The organism is Labrys wisconsinensis, from assembly GCF_030814995.1.
Lineage (GTDB): Bacteria > Pseudomonadota > Alphaproteobacteria > Rhizobiales > Labraceae > Labrys > Labrys wisconsinensis.
This window is the reverse complement of the sequence record NZ_JAUSVX010000008.1, coordinates 181,619-197,130: the sequence shown is the minus strand read 5'-3', so window position 1 is coordinate 197,130 and position 15,512 is coordinate 181,619. Positions and strand designations below refer to the sequence as shown.

Annotated in this window: 14 protein-coding genes; 12 read left to right on the top strand and 2 right to left on the bottom strand. The window is 71.8% G+C overall.

Annotation, left to right across the window (positions count from 1 at the left end; translation table 11 throughout):
* Positions 1 to 158 precede the first annotated feature (158 nt).
* Positions 159 to 875, bottom strand: coding sequence for an HAD-IA family hydrolase (locus QO011_RS21330; RefSeq protein WP_307276095.1), 717 nt, complete (start codon positions 873 to 875; stop codon positions 159 to 161).
* 108 nt (positions 876 to 983) lie between these two features.
* Here QO011_RS21330 and QO011_RS21325 point away from each other — a divergent pair, with 108 nt between their 5' ends.
* The 9 genes from QO011_RS21325 (at position 984) to QO011_RS21285 (ending at position 11,940) form a co-directional block, all read left to right on the top strand.
* Positions 984 to 1,853 (top strand): LysR family transcriptional regulator, encoded by an 870-nt coding sequence (locus QO011_RS21325; protein WP_307276092.1) that lies wholly within the window; start codon positions 984 to 986, stop codon positions 1,851 to 1,853.
* A gap of 119 nt (positions 1,854 to 1,972) precedes the next feature.
* Entirely contained in the window at positions 1,973 to 2,494 is a 522-nt protein-coding gene (locus QO011_RS21320) for a hypothetical protein (RefSeq protein WP_307276090.1), read from the top strand.
* Between the two features lie 202 nt (positions 2,495 to 2,696).
* Positions 2,697 to 3,965, top strand: a complete 1,269-nt coding sequence (locus QO011_RS21315; RefSeq protein ID WP_307276089.1) for an imelysin family protein — start codon at positions 2,697 to 2,699, stop codon at positions 3,963 to 3,965.
* Positions 3,966 to 4,019: 54 nt separating this feature from the next.
* The gene (locus QO011_RS21310) at positions 4,020 to 5,465 is read left to right on the top strand and encodes a multicopper oxidase family protein (RefSeq protein ID WP_307276085.1); all 1,446 of its coding nucleotides are present in this window, start codon (positions 4,020 to 4,022) and stop codon (positions 5,463 to 5,465) included.
* A gap of 358 nt (positions 5,466 to 5,823) precedes the next feature.
* Entirely contained in the window at positions 5,824 to 6,942 is a 1,119-nt protein-coding gene (locus QO011_RS21305) for a di-heme oxidoredictase family protein (protein WP_307276081.1), read from the top strand.
* Positions 6,943 to 6,951: 9 nt separating this feature from the next.
* Positions 6,952 to 8,043 (top strand): imelysin family protein, encoded by a 1,092-nt coding sequence (locus tag QO011_RS21300; RefSeq protein ID WP_307276078.1) that lies wholly within the window; start codon positions 6,952 to 6,954, stop codon positions 8,041 to 8,043.
* Complete coding sequence (locus tag QO011_RS21295; RefSeq protein ID WP_307276075.1) at positions 8,043 to 9,125, top strand: DUF1513 domain-containing protein; 1,083 nt, start codon at positions 8,043 to 8,045, stop codon at positions 9,123 to 9,125. The genes QO011_RS21300 and QO011_RS21295 overlap by 1 nt, the downstream gene beginning before the upstream one ends.
* A gap of 47 nt (positions 9,126 to 9,172) precedes the next feature.
* A complete protein-coding gene (locus QO011_RS21290) occupies positions 9,173 to 11,173 on the top strand; it encodes a CocE/NonD family hydrolase (RefSeq protein WP_307276072.1) in 2,001 nt (666 codons plus the stop codon).
* Positions 11,174 to 11,187: 14 nt separating this feature from the next.
* The gene (locus QO011_RS21285) at positions 11,188 to 11,940 is read left to right on the top strand and encodes a sulfite exporter TauE/SafE family protein (protein WP_307276069.1); all 753 of its coding nucleotides are present in this window, start codon (positions 11,188 to 11,190) and stop codon (positions 11,938 to 11,940) included.
* 110 nt (positions 11,941 to 12,050) lie between these two features.
* Here QO011_RS21285 and QO011_RS21280 read toward each other — a convergent pair whose 3' ends face one another.
* Positions 12,051 to 12,404, bottom strand: a complete 354-nt coding sequence (locus tag QO011_RS21280) for a DUF1428 domain-containing protein (RefSeq protein WP_307276066.1) — start codon at positions 12,402 to 12,404, stop codon at positions 12,051 to 12,053.
* A 171-nt stretch (positions 12,405 to 12,575) separates the two neighbouring features.
* Between QO011_RS21280 and QO011_RS21275 the strand changes: the two genes are divergently transcribed.
* The 3 genes from QO011_RS21275 (at position 12,576) to QO011_RS21265 (ending at position 15,335) form a co-directional block, all read left to right on the top strand.
* Positions 12,576 to 13,262 carry a response regulator transcription factor gene (locus tag QO011_RS21275; protein WP_307276063.1) on the top strand — a complete coding sequence of 229 codons (687 nt, stop codon included), beginning with the start codon at positions 12,576 to 12,578 and terminating at the stop codon, positions 13,260 to 13,262.
* The gene (locus tag QO011_RS21270) at positions 13,259 to 14,632 is read left to right on the top strand and encodes a sensor histidine kinase (protein WP_307276058.1); all 1,374 of its coding nucleotides are present in this window, start codon (positions 13,259 to 13,261) and stop codon (positions 14,630 to 14,632) included. The genes QO011_RS21275 and QO011_RS21270 overlap by 4 nt, the downstream gene beginning before the upstream one ends.
* An 82-nt stretch (positions 14,633 to 14,714) precedes the next feature.
* Positions 14,715 to 15,335 (top strand): class I SAM-dependent methyltransferase, encoded by a 621-nt coding sequence (locus QO011_RS21265; RefSeq protein ID WP_307276488.1) that lies wholly within the window; start codon positions 14,715 to 14,717, stop codon positions 15,333 to 15,335.
* Positions 15,336 to 15,512: the final 177 nt, after the last annotated feature.

The following is a 15,512-nucleotide window of genomic DNA, read 5'->3' as shown; positions in this document are numbered from 1 at the left end:
GTCACATGGTGCATGAGCAACATTCTTGAAGAGAATTGACATCGCCTTGAGAGCAATCGGCGCCGGCATGGCCTGCCATTGCGCACCTCGACTGTCTTGAAGCCTGGAGATGACGGAGCTCCTTGCTCCGGCATCCCGGCCTTCGCGACTCGCCGGGCTCACCCCTCGCGCTCCACCGCGTCGGCGAGCTCGACCAGGCTGGCATAATGGTAATCCGGCTCGGTCACCGCCGCGGGTGCGGGCGAGGCACCGAAGCCCTGCTTCCCCTTGCGCCGCTGGATCCAGCAGGTGCTGTAGCCGAGCCGATGGGCGACGCCGATATCATGATACTGGCTCTGGGCGACGTGGAGACAGGTCGCCAGCGTGTAGCCCAGCGGGCTTTGGCGGCCTCGCGCATAGGCGAAGAATTGAGGATCGGGCTTGCACGTCCCGACATCCTCGGCGGTGACCGTGTCGTCGAACGGCTGCTCCATGGTGCGGGCGAAATGGCCGAGCGCCCAGTTGTCGGAGTTCGTCATGGCCACAAGGCGAAAGCGCTTCCGCAGCCGCTTCAGCGCGCCGACCGTGTCGGGAAAGGCTGGCCAAGCCGGAATCGACAGGCGAAACCCTTCGACGACCTCGTCATCGGCCGGCAGTCCGAGCTCCGCTGCCATGGTGAGGTAGGCGGGCGCCATCATCTGCGGGAACGGCAAGCCGGGCGTGCGACGATGCTCCACCTCCTCGGCCTTGCCATAGCTCAGGAGGATCGCCTCGTCGTCGAGCTGCAAGCCCGCCCGCTCCGCGACCGGGCGCACATAGTCGAGGATGCCGGTCTCGAAATCGATCAGGGTGCCGACGACGTCGAAGGTGAGGATCTTGTAGTCGTTGAGAGTCATCGAATGCCCAGCCGGCTTGAGAACATGAGCGAAGGCTAGTTGACTTGTCGAAATGACAAAAATGATATGTTATCATTTAGGCCATCGAATTTTGTCATGAGCAGCCGGATGCGTCTCGATATCGACTCCCTGCGGGCGTTTCTGATGGTCCTGGAGCTTGGCGGCGTCACGCGTGCCGCCCACAAGCTGAACCTGACGCAGTCCGCGGTCAGCCATAAGCTGACGCGGCTGGAGGAGCGCATCGGCCGCCCCATTCTCCTGAAGGGCAGCCACGGCTTCGTCCCGACCTCCGACGGACGCAGCCTCCTGTCCTATGCCGAGCGCCTGATCGCCCTGCATGATGAGGCGGCGGCGCATTTCCGGTCGTCGGAGCTTGCCGGCGAGGTCCGGCTGGGCGCCACCGAGGATGCCGCCTGCGAATGGCTGGCCACGGTGCTGGGCCGGTTTCGACGGTTGCACCCGCGCGTTTCGCTCGGCATTCGCGTGGCGCAGAGCCTGGTCCTGGAGCAATGGCTCAGGACGGGAGAGGTCGATCTGGCGATGATGCAGGTCTTCGTTCACGACAAGCGGCCGGGTGATCTGGAGTTGTGGAGAGAAGATCTGATCTGGGTGCAATCGACCGACCACCCGCTCACGCTGGGAACGAGCATTCCGTTCGTCTCGTTCGACGTGAACTGTTTCTACCGGCGTGCCGCGCAGGATGCGCTGAGGGCGGCCGGGCGGAGCCTGGACATTGTCCTGGAATGCCCGAGTTGCGACGGCGTGATCGCCGGCGCGCGCCACGGCTTGGGCGTGGCCGTGATAGGCCGGCGCCATCTGGGGCCGGGCCTGATGGAGATCGAGGGCGGCCTGCCTGCCTTTCCGCAGATCTGCCATATCGCCCGCTCCGGGAAGCGCCTGGCCCGGGATCTCGAGAGCACCCTGATGGAGGCGGTTTCTGAGGAGATGATCGGCGAACCCCAGGACAGGGGCACATGAGAACTATTATAAACTATTGATATGAAACGATAATTTGTTGAATGGCGCCCTGAATCATGGTCTGGTCGTCCCATCCCAGATGCCGAGGCCTTGACCCTCGCGGATTGCAGGATCGCCCCATGACCTATCACCAGAAGAGCCTTCACGACGCCCATCCCGCCCGCCCGATCGGCTATCACGTCGACGCTGCGGCCGAGAATCTGTTCTTCACGGTCTACCGCTGCTGGATGGCCGGCTATGCCACCGGGGACGTCGCCTGCTGGGACATCGCCTGGGAGGCGCTGTGCCGCGAGATGCCGGTGGAGAACGCCAAGCCGCTGTTCGGCGCCTTCCACCATTTCGTCCGCACCCTGCGCCAGTCCGCCGTCGACGAGGTCGCCTGGCGGCCGGCGGCCTGCCGGGCGCTGTGCCGCGACGAATGCCTGATCCTGGCCATGGCCGACGCCGCCCAGCGCGATGCCCGGCCGCAGCTCGCCACCGCCGCCGCCCATCTCCTGCGCGGCGCCGAGGCCGAGGGGGCCGTCGTCGCCCTGACCGCGCTGGCGCAGGCCTTCGCCCGCCTCGGCCTGTTCATCACGCCGGTCAGTCCCGGCGCCTTCGACATGATGATCCGCATGGGCACGGAGCCCGGCGCACGGTAGAGGCCGCGGCACATCACAATAGTTTTGCATACCCCAGTATATTGGATGAATTCCAGCTTGGAATTCTTATAACTTCGCAGTTTTTAGTGATTTTAAACTGCGAAATTATCTTGTCGCCCCATGGAATTTCGCTTAGCTGGACCCGGCTCGAGGCCCGGCCGCCGTCTGCGCGCGGCTGGGGGGACTAAAGAGGGAGATGATGATGCAGATGGGCTGGACCAGGAGCGCCGTGCTGGCGCTCGGCCTCTTCGCGACGGCGGGCTCGGCGCTGGCGGAGACCAAGGCCAGGGACGTGCTGAAGACCTATGCCGACATTGCCCAGGCGATGTACGGCGACGCCCACACCGCCAGCCTCGACCTGCAGAAGGCGGTGGACGCGCTGATCAAGACCCCGTCGGAGGCGACGCTGAAGGCCGCCCGCCAGGCCTGGATCGACGCCCGGCCCTGGTACATGCATTCCGAGCCCTATCGCTTCGGCAACCCGGTCGTCGACGAGTGGGAGGGCAACGTCAATTCCTGGCCGCTCGACGAGGGCCTGATCGACTATGTCGACGCCGCCTCCTATGGCGACAAGTCGGACGAGAATCCGCTGTACACGCTCAACGTCATCGCCAACAAGACGCTGAAGATCGGCAAGGAAACGGTGGACGCCTCGGTGATCACCCCCGAGCTCCTGAAGGACAAGCTCAACGGGGCGATGTCGAGCGATGCCAACGTCGCCGTCGGCTGGCACGCCGTCGAGTTCCTGCTCTGGGGCCAGGACCTCAACGGCACCGGGCCGGGCGCCGGCGACCGGCCCTGGACCGACTATTCCCTGACCCAGTGCACGCACGGCAATTGCGACCGGCGCGCCGCCTATCTCAAGGTCGCCACCGATCTCCTGGTGTCGGACCTCGGCGACATGGCCGCCTGGTGGGCGCCGGGCGGCAAGGCCCGCGCTGACCTCGAGGCCAAGGACGACAAGGCCGGCATCGGCACCATCTTCACCGGCCTCGGCTCCCTCTCCTTCGGCGAACTCGCCGGCGAGCGCATCAAGCTCGGCCTGGTGCTGCACGACCCGGAGGAGGAGCACGACTGCTTCTCCGACGACACGCACCATTCCTACCTGAACTCCGAGCGCGGCATCATCGCGGTCTGGACCGCCAGCTACAAGGGCCGCGACGGCAAGCTCGTCACCGGCCCGAGCCTGGCGCAGCTCTCCGCCGAGGCCGATCCGGCCCTGGCCGCCGCGGTCGACGCGCGCATGGCCGAGACGCTGCAGCGTTTCGTCAAGGTGCAGGAAGAGGGCGACAAGCCGGGCGGCCAGCGCTGGGACCAGCTGATCGGCGCCGACAATCCCGCCGGCAACGCGATGATCCAGGGCCTGGTCGACGGCCTGGTCGCCCAGACCCGCGCCCTCGAAGCCGTGATCGCCAAGCTCGGCGTCGAGGTGAAGGTGCAGGGCTCGGACAGCCTGAAGGACGTGAACTGACGGGTCTCGGCCTCCTCCCGCCCGGAGGAGGCCGCCCTCGGGACGAAGAACGCCATGACCGCCCCCGTCACCCGACGCTCTGCCCTCGCCCTTCTCGGCGGGGCCGGCGCCGCAGCTCTCGCAGTGCCCGCCGGCCGCTCGGCCGAGGCCGTCCCGACGCGCAGGCCTTTGACGCACGAGGTCGCGCTGGTCGCCAACGAGCGGCCCTATGTCCTGCCCGCCTTCCCGCAGAAGCCGTTGCCGTTCTGGCTCTACGGCGAGGCGCCCTTCCCGACCATCCGCGTCACCAAGGGCGACCGCATCCGCGCCCGGCTGACCAACCGCCTGCCCGAGCACACCTCGATCCACTGGCACGGGCTGCGCATCGCCAACGGCATGGACGGCATTCCCTGGCTGACCCAGCCGCCGACCCGGCCGGGCGAGAGCTTCCTCTACGACTTCATCCCGCCCGACGCCGGCACCTTCTTCTTCCACCCCCATTGCGACGAGATCGGCCAGGTCGGCCGCGGGCTGGAAGGCCTGCTGATCGTCGACGATGCCGAGCCCGGGCCCTATGCGGTCGACCACGTGCTGGCGGTGCGCGACTGGCGCATCGATGCCGAAAAGGGCGCGTTCCTGCCCTTCACCACCGACCAGGGCGCCGCCCGGGCCGGCACCTTCGGCACGCTGCGCAGCGTCAACGGCCGGCACCAGCCCGACTTTGCCGTGCCCACCGGCGGCTATGCCCGCATCCGCATCCTCTCCGTCGACCCGACCCGCATCATGGAGATCGGCGTCGAGGGCGCCGAGGCGGCGATCATCGCCGTCGACGGCTTTGCCGTCGGCCCGCTGCCGCTGGAGAGCTGGCGCATGAGCATGGCGATGCGCCTCGACATCGCCATCCGGGTGCGCGAGCCGGGCGCGACCGCGAGGCTCGTCGACTATTTCGGCAGCGCGCCGACGACGCTTGCCACCTTCACCGCCGCAGGCGGGACAGGTACAGCCGGCGACTTCGCCCCGCCGCCGCTCGCCCCGCACGGCCTGCCCGAGCCGGACCTCGCAAACGCCGAGACCATCCCGTTCACCTTCTCCGCCTCCAGCATCGCCGGCGCCGTGCCGGAGCCGATCGTGCTGCCGGACGGACGCGTCTACGATCCCGCCGACACGCTCTGCCTCTCCGGCAGCACCTTCTGGGCGATCAACCGCCAGTCCTGGCCCGGCCATGGCGCCACGGGCCTGCCGCAGCCGCTGGCAACGCTGAAGCTCGGCCGCACCTATGTCTTCGAGCTCCTGAACACCACGCCGCATTCCCATCCCGTGCACATCCACGGCTTCGGCGCCAAGGTGCTGGAATGCTCGCGCCTCGCCCGCCCGATGCACCGCGCCGACACCGTGCTGCTCACCACCAAGGAACGCATCCGCCTCGCCTTCGTCGCCGACAACCCGGGCGACTGGATGTTCCACTGCCACATCCTGGAGCATCAGGAGACGGGGATGATGGGCATCATCCGTGTGGCGTGAGGATGGCCGGACGAGCGCGAGGGACGGCGATGAGTTCACCCTCTACGCCGTACCTCGGCGGAACGAGACGATTCACGCGCGGGCGGCAGGAGCCACGGCAGCAGGACGAGCGCCGCCTCATCCCCACGCACCACCGTCATGGCCGGGCTTGACCCGGCCATCCACGCGAACGCGCGAGGTGGAGCGAAAGGCGCGGGCCGACGGTCCCACGCACGCCGGCAGGCGCCGTGTTCGCGTGGATGGCCGGGTCAAGCCCGGCCATGACGCAGAGGTTGCGGCAAGCACGGCAGGCGTGGCGCCGGCCGCCGCAGGCGCACCCGGCCGTGGCGGGGCCGTTCGCCCCGAGCGCCGACGGCGCATGGATCTCGTCAGCCTGACCGCTGTCTTCGTCCTCCTCGCCGCCCCCGCCCTCGCCGATTCCCTCGACGTCGCCATCGGCCAGAAGCTGTTCAAGCGGCAATGGGTCTCCGCCCCCTCCTCGACCAAGTCGAATGACGGGCTCGGGCCGCTCTATGCCGCGCCTTCCTGCGCGAGCTGCCATCCCGGCGGAGGCGGCGGCGTCACGCCGGTCGTGCGCTTCGGCCTGGGCGAGGGCGGCGATCCCGTCTATGGCCGCCAGCTCCAGCCCTTCGCCGTCACCGGCCTCGATGGCGAAGGCACGGCCCGCATCATCGGGACCGATGGCCGGCCGTCGGTGACGATCGAGGGCCTCGCCTATGGCCCGCTCGATCCGGCGACCCGCATCGGCCTGCGCCGCCCGCCCGGCCTCGGCGGCCTCGGCGCCGTGGCGGCGCTCGGCGACGACGCCATCCTGGCCAATGCTGGCACGCTCGGCGGCCGCCCCAACCGCCGGCCGGACGGGCGCATCGGCCGCTTCGGCTGGAAGGCGGCGGACGCCGACATCGAGGAGCAGGTCGCCGCGGCCTTCTCGCTCGACATGGGCCTGTCCACCCGCCTGCGCCCCGATCCCTACGGCGACTGCACGCCGGCCCAGGGCGCCTGCCGCGCCGCGCCCACCGGCTCGGACCATGGCGAGCCGGAGATCGCCGACCCGATCCTGGCGGCGATCTCCGCCTATGTCGCGAGCCTGACGGCGCCCAGCCCCGATCCGGCCGCGCCCGGCGGCGCCGCGTTCGAGCGGCTCGGCTGCGCCGCCTGCCACCGGCCGATGCTGAGCGACATCAGCGGTCGCACCGCCGCCGTCTTTTCCGACCTATTGCTGCACGAGATGGGGCCGGACCTCGACGACGGCGTCGCCGAGCCGGGCGTCGCCTCGTCGGAATGGCGCACCGCGCCGCTGATCGGCCTCGGCGCCCGGCTTGCGGCGGGCGGCGCGCTCCTGCATGACGGGCGCGCCACGACGATCGCCGGAGCGGTCGCCGCCCATGGCGGCCAAGCCGGCGCGACGCGTGCCGCCTTCGACCGGGCTTCGCCCGAGGAGAGGGCCGCTCTGGAATCCTACCTGAAGGGCCTTTGACCGATGCACGTGGCTTTCGGACCTTTGCAGCCGCGGCTCGCGGCGCTCCTCGCCTTGGCTCTGCTCGCGCCGGCCGGCAGCGCCAGGGCCGACACGACGCGGGACCAGGCGGTGGTAAGCGGGGTCGCCGGCCGTTTCCTCGCCCCGGCCTATGCCGGGCTCGCCGCAGCCGCGACAGCCGACGCCGCGGCCTGGGGCGTCTATTGCCCCGCGCCCGACGCAACCGGCCTCGCCGCGGTGCAGGCCGCCCATCGCCGGCTGGCGCTGGCCTATGGCGCGGTGCAGGCCTTCCGCTTCGGCCCGGTCGGCGAGAACGGCGTCGCGGAGCGGCTCTATTTCTGGCCCGAGCGCAAGAATGCCGGCGCCAAGGGCCTCGCCGCCCTGCTCGCCGGCAGCGACCCGATCACGCCGGAGCGCGTGGCGCGGGCGAGCGCCGCCGCCCAGGGCATCCCCGCGCTCGAACGCCTCGCCTATGCCGATCCCGCCGGCGGCCCCGAGCCGCCGGTGGCGGTTGCGTCCGACGCGGGCAAGCGCGCCTGTGCCGCCGCCATGGCCATCGCCGCCAATGTGGCCGCCATCACCGCATCGGTCTCGGCGGCCTGGGGCACGCCCGATACCGGCTATGCCGCGCGCCTCGCCAGGGGGGATCTCGACCCTGCCCTGTCCGTCTCCATGCAGCAGGCCGCCGCCGAGCTGGTCACCGGCTTCATGACCGGCCTCGCCGTGATCCAGGACCAGAAGCTGGAGCCGGTCCTGGGCGCCAGCCCCGACGATGCCCGGCCGGCGGCCGCCGAGGCGCGGCGGTCCGGGCTGACGCGGGAGATGATCCTCGCCAATATCGAGGGCCTGCGCGCCTTCGTCGCCGCGCTCGACGGCGCCGCCGACCCGGTGCGCCGCCGGTCCTGGGACGCGCTGCTGGTCCGCGTCGACGACGCGGCGCGGGCGCTGGCCGACTTCCCCGACGGCGCCGGCGATCCCGTCCGGCGCCGCAGCGCCGAGGCCTTGCTCGCTCGCTTGAAGAGCGTGCGCGCCCTGCTGCAGCAGGACCTGCCGGCCGAGCTCGGCCTGACGCTCGGCTTCAACGGCCTGGACGGCGACTGATGCCGACGCGCCGCGACATCCTGCGCGCCGCCGCGGCGGCGGCCGCCGCCATGGTGGCCCGCCCCGCCGCGGCCGCGGCGTCGCCGCAGGTCGTCGCCCCCTTCCTGCGCGACGGGCTGCTGCCCGGCCTCGGCCGCTGGAGCGGCCATGCCGCGCCGGACGCGCATCTCGACCTGCCGGCGCGCGTCCATGCCGTGGCCATGCATCCCGATGCGGCGCGTTGCGTCGCCGTGGCGCGCCGTCCCGGCCGCTTCGGCGTGGCGGTCGACCTCGCCCGCTTCGAGCAGTCGCTCGCCTTCGAGAGCACGCCGGGGCGCCATTTCTTCGGCCATGGCCTGTTCGCCGGCGGGGGCGACCTGTTCCTCACCACCGAGAACGACTATGAGGCCGGGCGCGGCGTCATCGGCGTGCGCGACGTCCGGCGGGGCTTCCGCGCCGTGGCGGAATGGCCGAGCGGCGGCGTCGGCCCGCACGACCTCGTCACCAGCGCCGACGGCCGCACGCTGATCGTCGCCAATGGCGGCATCGACATGCGCCCGGATACCGGCCGCGCCAAGCTCAACGAGGGCCTGATCGCCTCCTCCATCGCCCGCATCGCCATCGGCTCCGGCCGACTCGAGGCCCTGACGACGCTCGACGAGGCCATGGCCTCGCTCTCCATCCGCCACCTCGCCGTGCTGGCCGAGGGCGCCGTCGCCTTCGGCTGCCAGGAGACGGAGCGCGACGGCATGGTCCGCCCGCTGGTCGGCATCGTCGGCATCGATGGCGACCGGCGCTGGCTGGAGCCGCCGCCCGGCGGCTGGGCCGTCATGGCGGGCTATGTCGGCGGCGTCGCCGCCGACGAGGCCGGGCGCCTCGTCGCCGCGACCTCGCCGCTCGGCAGCCTCTGCGGCGTCTGGGACGCCGCCTCCGGCCGCTGCCTCGCCGCCGTGCCGCTGGCCGACTGCTGCGCAGTCGCCGGCCTGGCGCAGGGCTTCGTCATGACCGGCGGCCATGGCGGCATGGTCGCGATCGACGGAGCCGAGGCCCGGCCGCTGCTGCAGGCCGATATCGGCTTCGACAATCACCTGGCAGTGGTTTGAGACGGGCGCCGCCCTTGCTATGAGGGAGGGATAACCGAGAGGCGCCCATGCCCCGCCCGATCCGCAGCGTCGAGCCCCTGTTCATCCCCATGCCGGATGGCACGCGCCTGGCGGCGCGGGCCTGGCTGCCGGACGATGCCGAGGCGAACCCGGTCCCGGCCATCCTGGAATATATCCCCTACCGCTGGCGCGACGGCACGCGCTCGCGCGACGAGGCCATGCACGGCTGGTTCGCGGCGCAGGGCTATGCCGCCATCCGCGTCGACCTGCCGGGCTCCGGCGACAGCGACGGCCTGCTCGGCGACGAATATGACGAGCAGGAGCTGGCCTTCGCCTGCGCCGTGATCGACTGGCTCGCCCGCCAGCCCTGGTGCGACGGCAAGGTCGGCATGATCGGCAAGAGCTGGGGCGGCTTCAATGCGCTGCAGGTCGCCGCCCGCCGCCCGCCGGCGCTGAAGGCGGTGATCTCGGTCTGCTCCACCGACGACCGCTATGCCGACGACGTGCATTTCATGGGCGGTGCGCTGCTCAACGACAATCTCTCGTGGGGCGCCGCGATGCTGGCCTGGCAGGCCCTGCCGCCGACGCCCTCGATATCGGGCTCGGGCTGGCGCGAGGCCTGGCGCCGGCGGCTGGAGCATCTGCCGTTCTTCCCCGCGCTCTGGGCGTCCCGCCAGCGCCGCGACGCCTTCTGGAAGCACGGCTCGGTCTGCGAGGACTGGTCGGCCATCGCCGTGCCGGTCTTCGCCGTCGGCGGCTGGGCCGACGCCTACACCAATGCGGTGCCGCGCCTGCTCGAGCACCTCGCCGTGCCGCGCCTCGGCCTGATCGGCCCCTGGGCGCATTGCTACCCGCACGAGGGCGTGCCCGGCCCGGCCATCGGCTTCCTGCAGGAAGCCAGGCGCTGGTGGGACCATTGGCTCAGGGGCATCGACACCGGCATCATGGCCGAGCCGATGCTGCGCGCCTTCATGGAGGAGCACGCCCCACCCGGCGCCCCCGGCGACCGCCCGGGCCGCTGGATCGGCGAGGCCTCCTGGCCCTCGCGCCTGATCACCCGCCGTCCGATGTTCCTCTCGCCCGGCCAGCTCTGGTGGCGGCCGGCGCTCTCGGCCGACCTCGCCGTGCGCTCGCCGCTCTGGTCCGGCCTGACCGCCGGCGAATGGATGGCCTCGGGCCTTCCCGGCGAGGCGCCCGCCGACCAGCGCCTCGACGACGGCCTCTCCCTCGTCTTCGATTCCAAGGAGCTCGCCGACCGCATCGAGATCCTCGGCGCGCCGGAGCTGGTGCTGGAGCTCGCGAGCGATGCCCCGACGGGGCAGATCTGCGTGCGCCTCGGCGACGTCGCGCCGGACGGGAGCGCCACCCGCGTCTCCTGGCAGATCCTGAACCTCACCCATCGCGACGGCCACGAGACGCCCCGCCCGCTCGAGCCCGGCGCCTTCGAGATCGTGCGCATCCGGCTCTGCGACTGCGCCCACGCCTTCCCGGCCGGCCATCGCATCCGCCTCTCGATCTCGACCGCCGCCTGGCCGACGGCCTGGCCGGCGCAGGATGCGGCGACCCTGACCGTGCGCACCGGCGACAGCGCCCTGATCCTCCCCGTCCGCCGCCCGCGCCGCGAGGATGCGGCGATCCGCTTCGAGCCGCCGCAGAGCGCGCCGACCGGGCCCGCCACCGCCCTGGCCGCGCCCAGGATCGAGCGCCGCTTCAGCCTCGACCTCGTCACCGGCGAAGCGACGATGGTCGTCGACGGCGACGCCTTCGGCGCCGCGCCGACGCGCTTCGAGGCGATCGACACCGACTTCGCCCATGAGAGCCGCCGCGACTTCTCCATCCGGGACGGCGATCCAGCCAGCGCCCGCCAGAGCGTGGCGCAGAGCTGCAGCCTCGCCTGCGAGGGCCGGCGCTTCCGCACCGAGGTGACGGCGGAGATGACGGCGACGCGCGAGGCCTTCCGCATCGCCGGCACGGTGCGCGCCTTCGAGGACGACGACCTCCTCGCCGAGCGCCGCTGGGACGAGGCCATCCCGCGCGACGGGGTGTGATCCCGCTCGGCGACATGGTCGATCTCCCGCTCGCCGACCTCGCCTGGATCGGCTTCGCCGTGTTCCTCGGCGGCGCTCTCCGCGGCTTCACCGGCTTCGGCTTCGCCATTGCGGCGACGCCGCTGCTGAGCCTGGTGCTGGCGCCGGCCCAGGCGGTGGCGATGGTGCTGCTGCTCGGCCTTTGCATCGGCCTCACCGACCTCCGAGCCGCCCTGACCCGGTCGCACGGAGCCAGCGTCGCTCCGCTGGCCGTCGGCATGGCGGCGGCGACGCCGCTCGGCATCATGGCGCTCGCCCTGCTCTCCGCCGCCCATGCCCGCCTCGCCATCGCCCTGGTGCTGGTGGTGGCGACGGCGATCCTGATCTCCGGCTTCCGCTTCCGCCGCCTGCCCGGACGGGTCCCGGCCGCCGGGCTCGGCGCCCTCTCGGGCCTGTTCAACGGCCTCGCCGCGATGCCCGGCCCGCCGGTCATCGCCTATTGCCTGGCGCTGCCGCTGCCCGTCGCGGACATCCGCGCCACCATGATGCTCTACTTTCTCGGAACCTCGACCGTCGGCCTCGCCACCGCCCTCGCCTCCCGGCTGGTCGGCCCGGCCGAGGTGCTCGGCGCGGCGATCGCCTTTCCCGCCCTGTTCGTCGGCGCCCGGACCGGTGCCCTCGCCTTCCGCCACGCCTCCGAGCGCGCCTATCGGCTGGTGTCGCTGCTGGCGCTGACCGGGCTGACGCTGGTGGTCGCCGCCCGGTCGCTCGTCGATCTCCTGGGCTGACACCCATCATCGATGAGCCCGACTCATCGATGATGGGCCAAGCCCGTGCGGCGCTTGAGCCTCACCCACTCGGCATCGGTCGAAGACCGAGGCCGATGGTACGAGACGTCCTACAGCTCCAGGAAGGCCTCGAAGCCGCCATAGATCATGCGCTTGCCGTCGAAAGGCATGTCGGCCATGTCGCCCTTGAGGCGCGGATCGGCCATGACCTTGGCGTTGATCGCGTCGCGCTCCTGGCGCGAGGGGTAGACGATCCAGGAGAACACCACGACCTCGTCCTCCCCGGCCTGGACGGCCCGCGGGAAGGAGGTGAGCTCGCCATAGGGCACGTCGTCGCCGATGCATTCGACATAGGCGAGCGCGCCGTGCTCCTTCCACACCGCGCCGGCCGTGGCGGCCAGCGCCTTGTAGGCATCGAGCTTCGCCCTGGGCACGGCGAGCACGAAGCCGTCGACATAGGACATGAGATCCTCCTTATGCTTGCGAACTGCCGGAGGACGATCGGACCCGGGCCGATCCGACAGCGCTCCGCGATTTTTCTTCCCGCCCTGGCTCTTTCATGCCAGGAGCAGGAGCCGCAATGTGCCGGCAATGGTGCTGCGGGAGAAGGCGAGCCTCGGACGCTGGAGCGGCGCTTGCGGATCCTCCTGATCGAAGACGAGCCCGAGATGGCCGGCGCGCTCTGCGCCGCCCTCGGCCGGCACGACATCCTGGTCGACCACGTGACGCGGCTGGCGGAGGCGCGCGCGGCCCTGGCCGAGGCCGTGCACGATGCCGTCCTGCTCGACCGCCGGCTGCCGGACGGCGACGGGCTGGCGCTGCTGGCCGGCCTGCGCGCGGCCGCCGGCTCCCCGGCCGGCTCCGGCGGCGTGCCGGTGATCGTCCTCACCGCCCGCGGCGAGCTGGTCGACCGGGTGGCGGGCCTCGATGCCGGCGCCGACGATTATCTCGCCAAGCCCTTCGCCGTGGAGGAGCTGCTGGCGCGTCTGCGCGCCGTGCTGCGCCGGCGCGGCGATCGCGCCGCCCGCACCGTGCGCATCGGCCGCCTCACCTTCGACCAGGAGCATCGGGAGGCGAGCATCGACGGCGTCCCCCTCGACCTGCCGCGCCGCGAGCTGCTCGTCCTGGAGACGCTGATCCGCCGCGCCGGGCGCACGGAGATGCGCGCCGCCCTGGAGGAAGCGGTCTACGGCTTCGACGACGAGGTCCAGTCCAACGCCCTGGACGCCCATGTCTCGCGCCTGCGCCGCCGCATCGCCGCCGCCGACGTCGAGATCCACGGCATCCGCGGCGTCGGCTATCTCCTGCGCGGCGCGCCATGACCCGCTCCGCCTGCTATTCGCTGCGCCGCCACCTCGTCATCCGCCTGGTCGCGCTCCAGGCGGCGGCGCTGACGCTGCTCGTCCTGGTGCTGCTCGGGGCGCTGTGGGGCACCGGCCACCTCGTCAAGCTGGAATCGGAGGACGACATCATCGATGCGGTGGTCGACGCCGCCGGGCGCGACGCCGGGGGCGGCCTGACGCTCCGCCCCACGCCCGAGCTCGCCGCGCTTCGAGTCGCGCTGCCGGATCTGTGGTTCGTGGTCCGCGACGGCGAGGGGCGCCAGCTCGTCGAGGGGACGGTGCCGGAGCCGTTCGCCGACCTCGCGCCGGCGCTGGAGCGCGTCGGCCAGGCTCGGCTCGGCTGGAACCTCTGGGACCCCACGCGGCCGGGCGCGCGGCTGAAGCGCGTCGACACGGCCATCGGCCCGCTCCAGATCCTGACCGGCCCCGGGGGCGAGGTGCCGCTCGGCCGCTCGCTCCGGGCCATGGCCGTGGTCTTCGCCGGCGTGACCGTGCCGATCCTGGCGCTGATGACGCTGGCCACCCTGATCGCGACGCCGCTGGTGGTGCGCCGCGCGCTCGCCGGGCTGAACCAGGCCGCGGCGGAAGCCGCCCGCATCCGGCCCGACCAGCGCGGGGCCCGCCTGCCGCCCGATGCGGTGCCGGCCGAGGTCGCGCCGTTCATCGAGGCTGTGAACGCGGCGCTCGAGCGGCTGGACGAAGGCTATGAGCGGCGCCAGCGCTTCCTCGCCGACGCCGCGCACGAATTGCGCACCCCGATCGCCATCCTGACCACCCGCCTGGAGGCCTTGCCGGACGGCTCGCAGCGCACGCGCCTCCTCGCCGACGCCGCCCGCCTCGCCAATCTCGCCGAGCAGCTGCTCGATCTGCAGCGCATCGACCGGACGGCGCGCGATGCCGCCCCCGTCGACCTCGTGCGCCTCGCCCGGCAGGTCGCCGCGGACCTCGCGCCGCTCGCCATCGCCGGCGGCTTCGACCTCTCGGTCGAGGCGGAGGTCGATCGCGTCGAGGTGCTCGGCGACGCCCCCTCGCTGGAGCGGGCCCTGACCAACCTCGTCCAGAATGCGATCGAGCACGCCGGCGACGGATCGATCGCCATCCGGGTCGAGCGGGACGGCGCGGTCGAGGTGGTCGACGAGGGCGAGGGCGTCCCGCCCGCGCATCGCCGGCGGATCTTCGAGCCGTTCCAGCGCCTCAACCCGCGCGAGCGGGGCGCGGGCCTCGGCCTGCACCTGGTCAGCGAGATCGTCCGCCTGCATCGCGGCTCGATCGCCGTGCTCGACGGCCCGAACGGCGGCGCGCGCTTTCGGATGTTGCTGCCCGTCCACAAGCCGGAGAACCGCGCATGAGCGTCATGTCCGCGCAATCCGCATGCCGCAGGTGGAGGTGCGCGGCTGCGCCGCCACCGACCAATCAAGGGGCTTCCGCGCCATGGCCATCCCTCTTCCCGATTCCCTGCATTTCCTGCGCGCCTGGGCGGCTGCCCCCGGCCGGGTCGGGGCGGTCGCTCCCTCCGGCCGCGCCCTGGCCGCGCTGATCACCAGCGAGATCGGCGCGGGCACCGGCCCGGTGATCGAGCTCGGGCCGGGCACCGGCGTCTTCACCCGGGCCCTGCTGGCGCGCGGCGTGCGCGAAGAGGACCTGACGCTGATCGAGTTCGGCGCCGACTTCGCCGAGCTCCTGCAGTCGCGCTTTGCCGGCGCGCGCGTGCTGCGCCTCGATGCCAGCCGGCTCGCCGAGCACCGCCTCTTTCCCGATGCGCCGGTCGGCGCCGTCGTCAGCGGCCTGCCGCTCCTCACCATGCCGCCGCGCCGGGTCATGGCCATCATGGCCGGGTCCTTCGGCTATCTCAGGCCGGGCGGCGCCTTCTACCAGTTCACGTACGGCCCGCGCTGTCCGATCCCGCGCGCCATCCTCGGCCGCCTCGGCCTCAGGGCGACGCTGATCGGCCGCGCCTTCCGCAACATCCCCCCGGCGGCGGTCTACCGCATCACCGCCCGCCCGGCGCTGCGCCGCGGCCAGGGCGAGCCGCGCGCCGCCGAGGCCGCCTGAGGCAGGAAGCCCCATGCGTGGAGCGCATGGCGCTGGCCGCAATCCCGGCGTTACGCGGCCGGGCCGGGCATGCTAGTGTTCCGACTCTAACGGTTCGTTCCGAACCGTCAGCCCGGAACCCTAGTTGGTTCAATGCTTTGTGTTGTGCTTCCAACACAATGGTCGGGGACCAAGCGT

Bases quoted from the DNA above. Each gene is read 5' to 3' on its own strand.
- QO011_RS21330 (WP_307276095.1), bottom strand. From the start codon at position 875: ATGACTCTCAACGACTACAAGATCCTCACCTTCGACGTCGTCGGCACC.
- QO011_RS21325 (WP_307276092.1), top strand. From the start codon at position 984: ATGCGTCTCGATATCGACTCCCTGCGGGCGTTTCTGATGGTCCTGGAG.
- QO011_RS21320 (WP_307276090.1), top strand. From the start codon at position 1,973: ATGACCTATCACCAGAAGAGCCTTCACGACGCCCATCCCGCCCGCCCG.
- QO011_RS21315 (WP_307276089.1), top strand. From the start codon at position 2,697: ATGCAGATGGGCTGGACCAGGAGCGCCGTGCTGGCGCTCGGCCTCTTC.
- QO011_RS21310 (WP_307276085.1), top strand. From the start codon at position 4,020: ATGACCGCCCCCGTCACCCGACGCTCTGCCCTCGCCCTTCTCGGCGGG.
- QO011_RS21305 (WP_307276081.1), top strand. From the start codon at position 5,824: ATGGATCTCGTCAGCCTGACCGCTGTCTTCGTCCTCCTCGCCGCCCCC.
- QO011_RS21295 (WP_307276075.1), top strand. From the start codon at position 8,043: ATGCCGACGCGCCGCGACATCCTGCGCGCCGCCGCGGCGGCGGCCGCC.
- QO011_RS21290 (WP_307276072.1), top strand. From the start codon at position 9,173: ATGCCCCGCCCGATCCGCAGCGTCGAGCCCCTGTTCATCCCCATGCCG.
- QO011_RS21285 (WP_307276069.1), top strand. From the start codon at position 11,188: ATGGTCGATCTCCCGCTCGCCGACCTCGCCTGGATCGGCTTCGCCGTG.
- QO011_RS21280 (WP_307276066.1), bottom strand. From the start codon at position 12,404: ATGTCCTATGTCGACGGCTTCGTGCTCGCCGTGCCCAGGGCGAAGCTC.
- QO011_RS21270 (WP_307276058.1), top strand. From the start codon at position 13,259: ATGACCCGCTCCGCCTGCTATTCGCTGCGCCGCCACCTCGTCATCCGC.
- QO011_RS21265 (WP_307276488.1), top strand. From the start codon at position 14,715: ATGGCCATCCCTCTTCCCGATTCCCTGCATTTCCTGCGCGCCTGGGCG.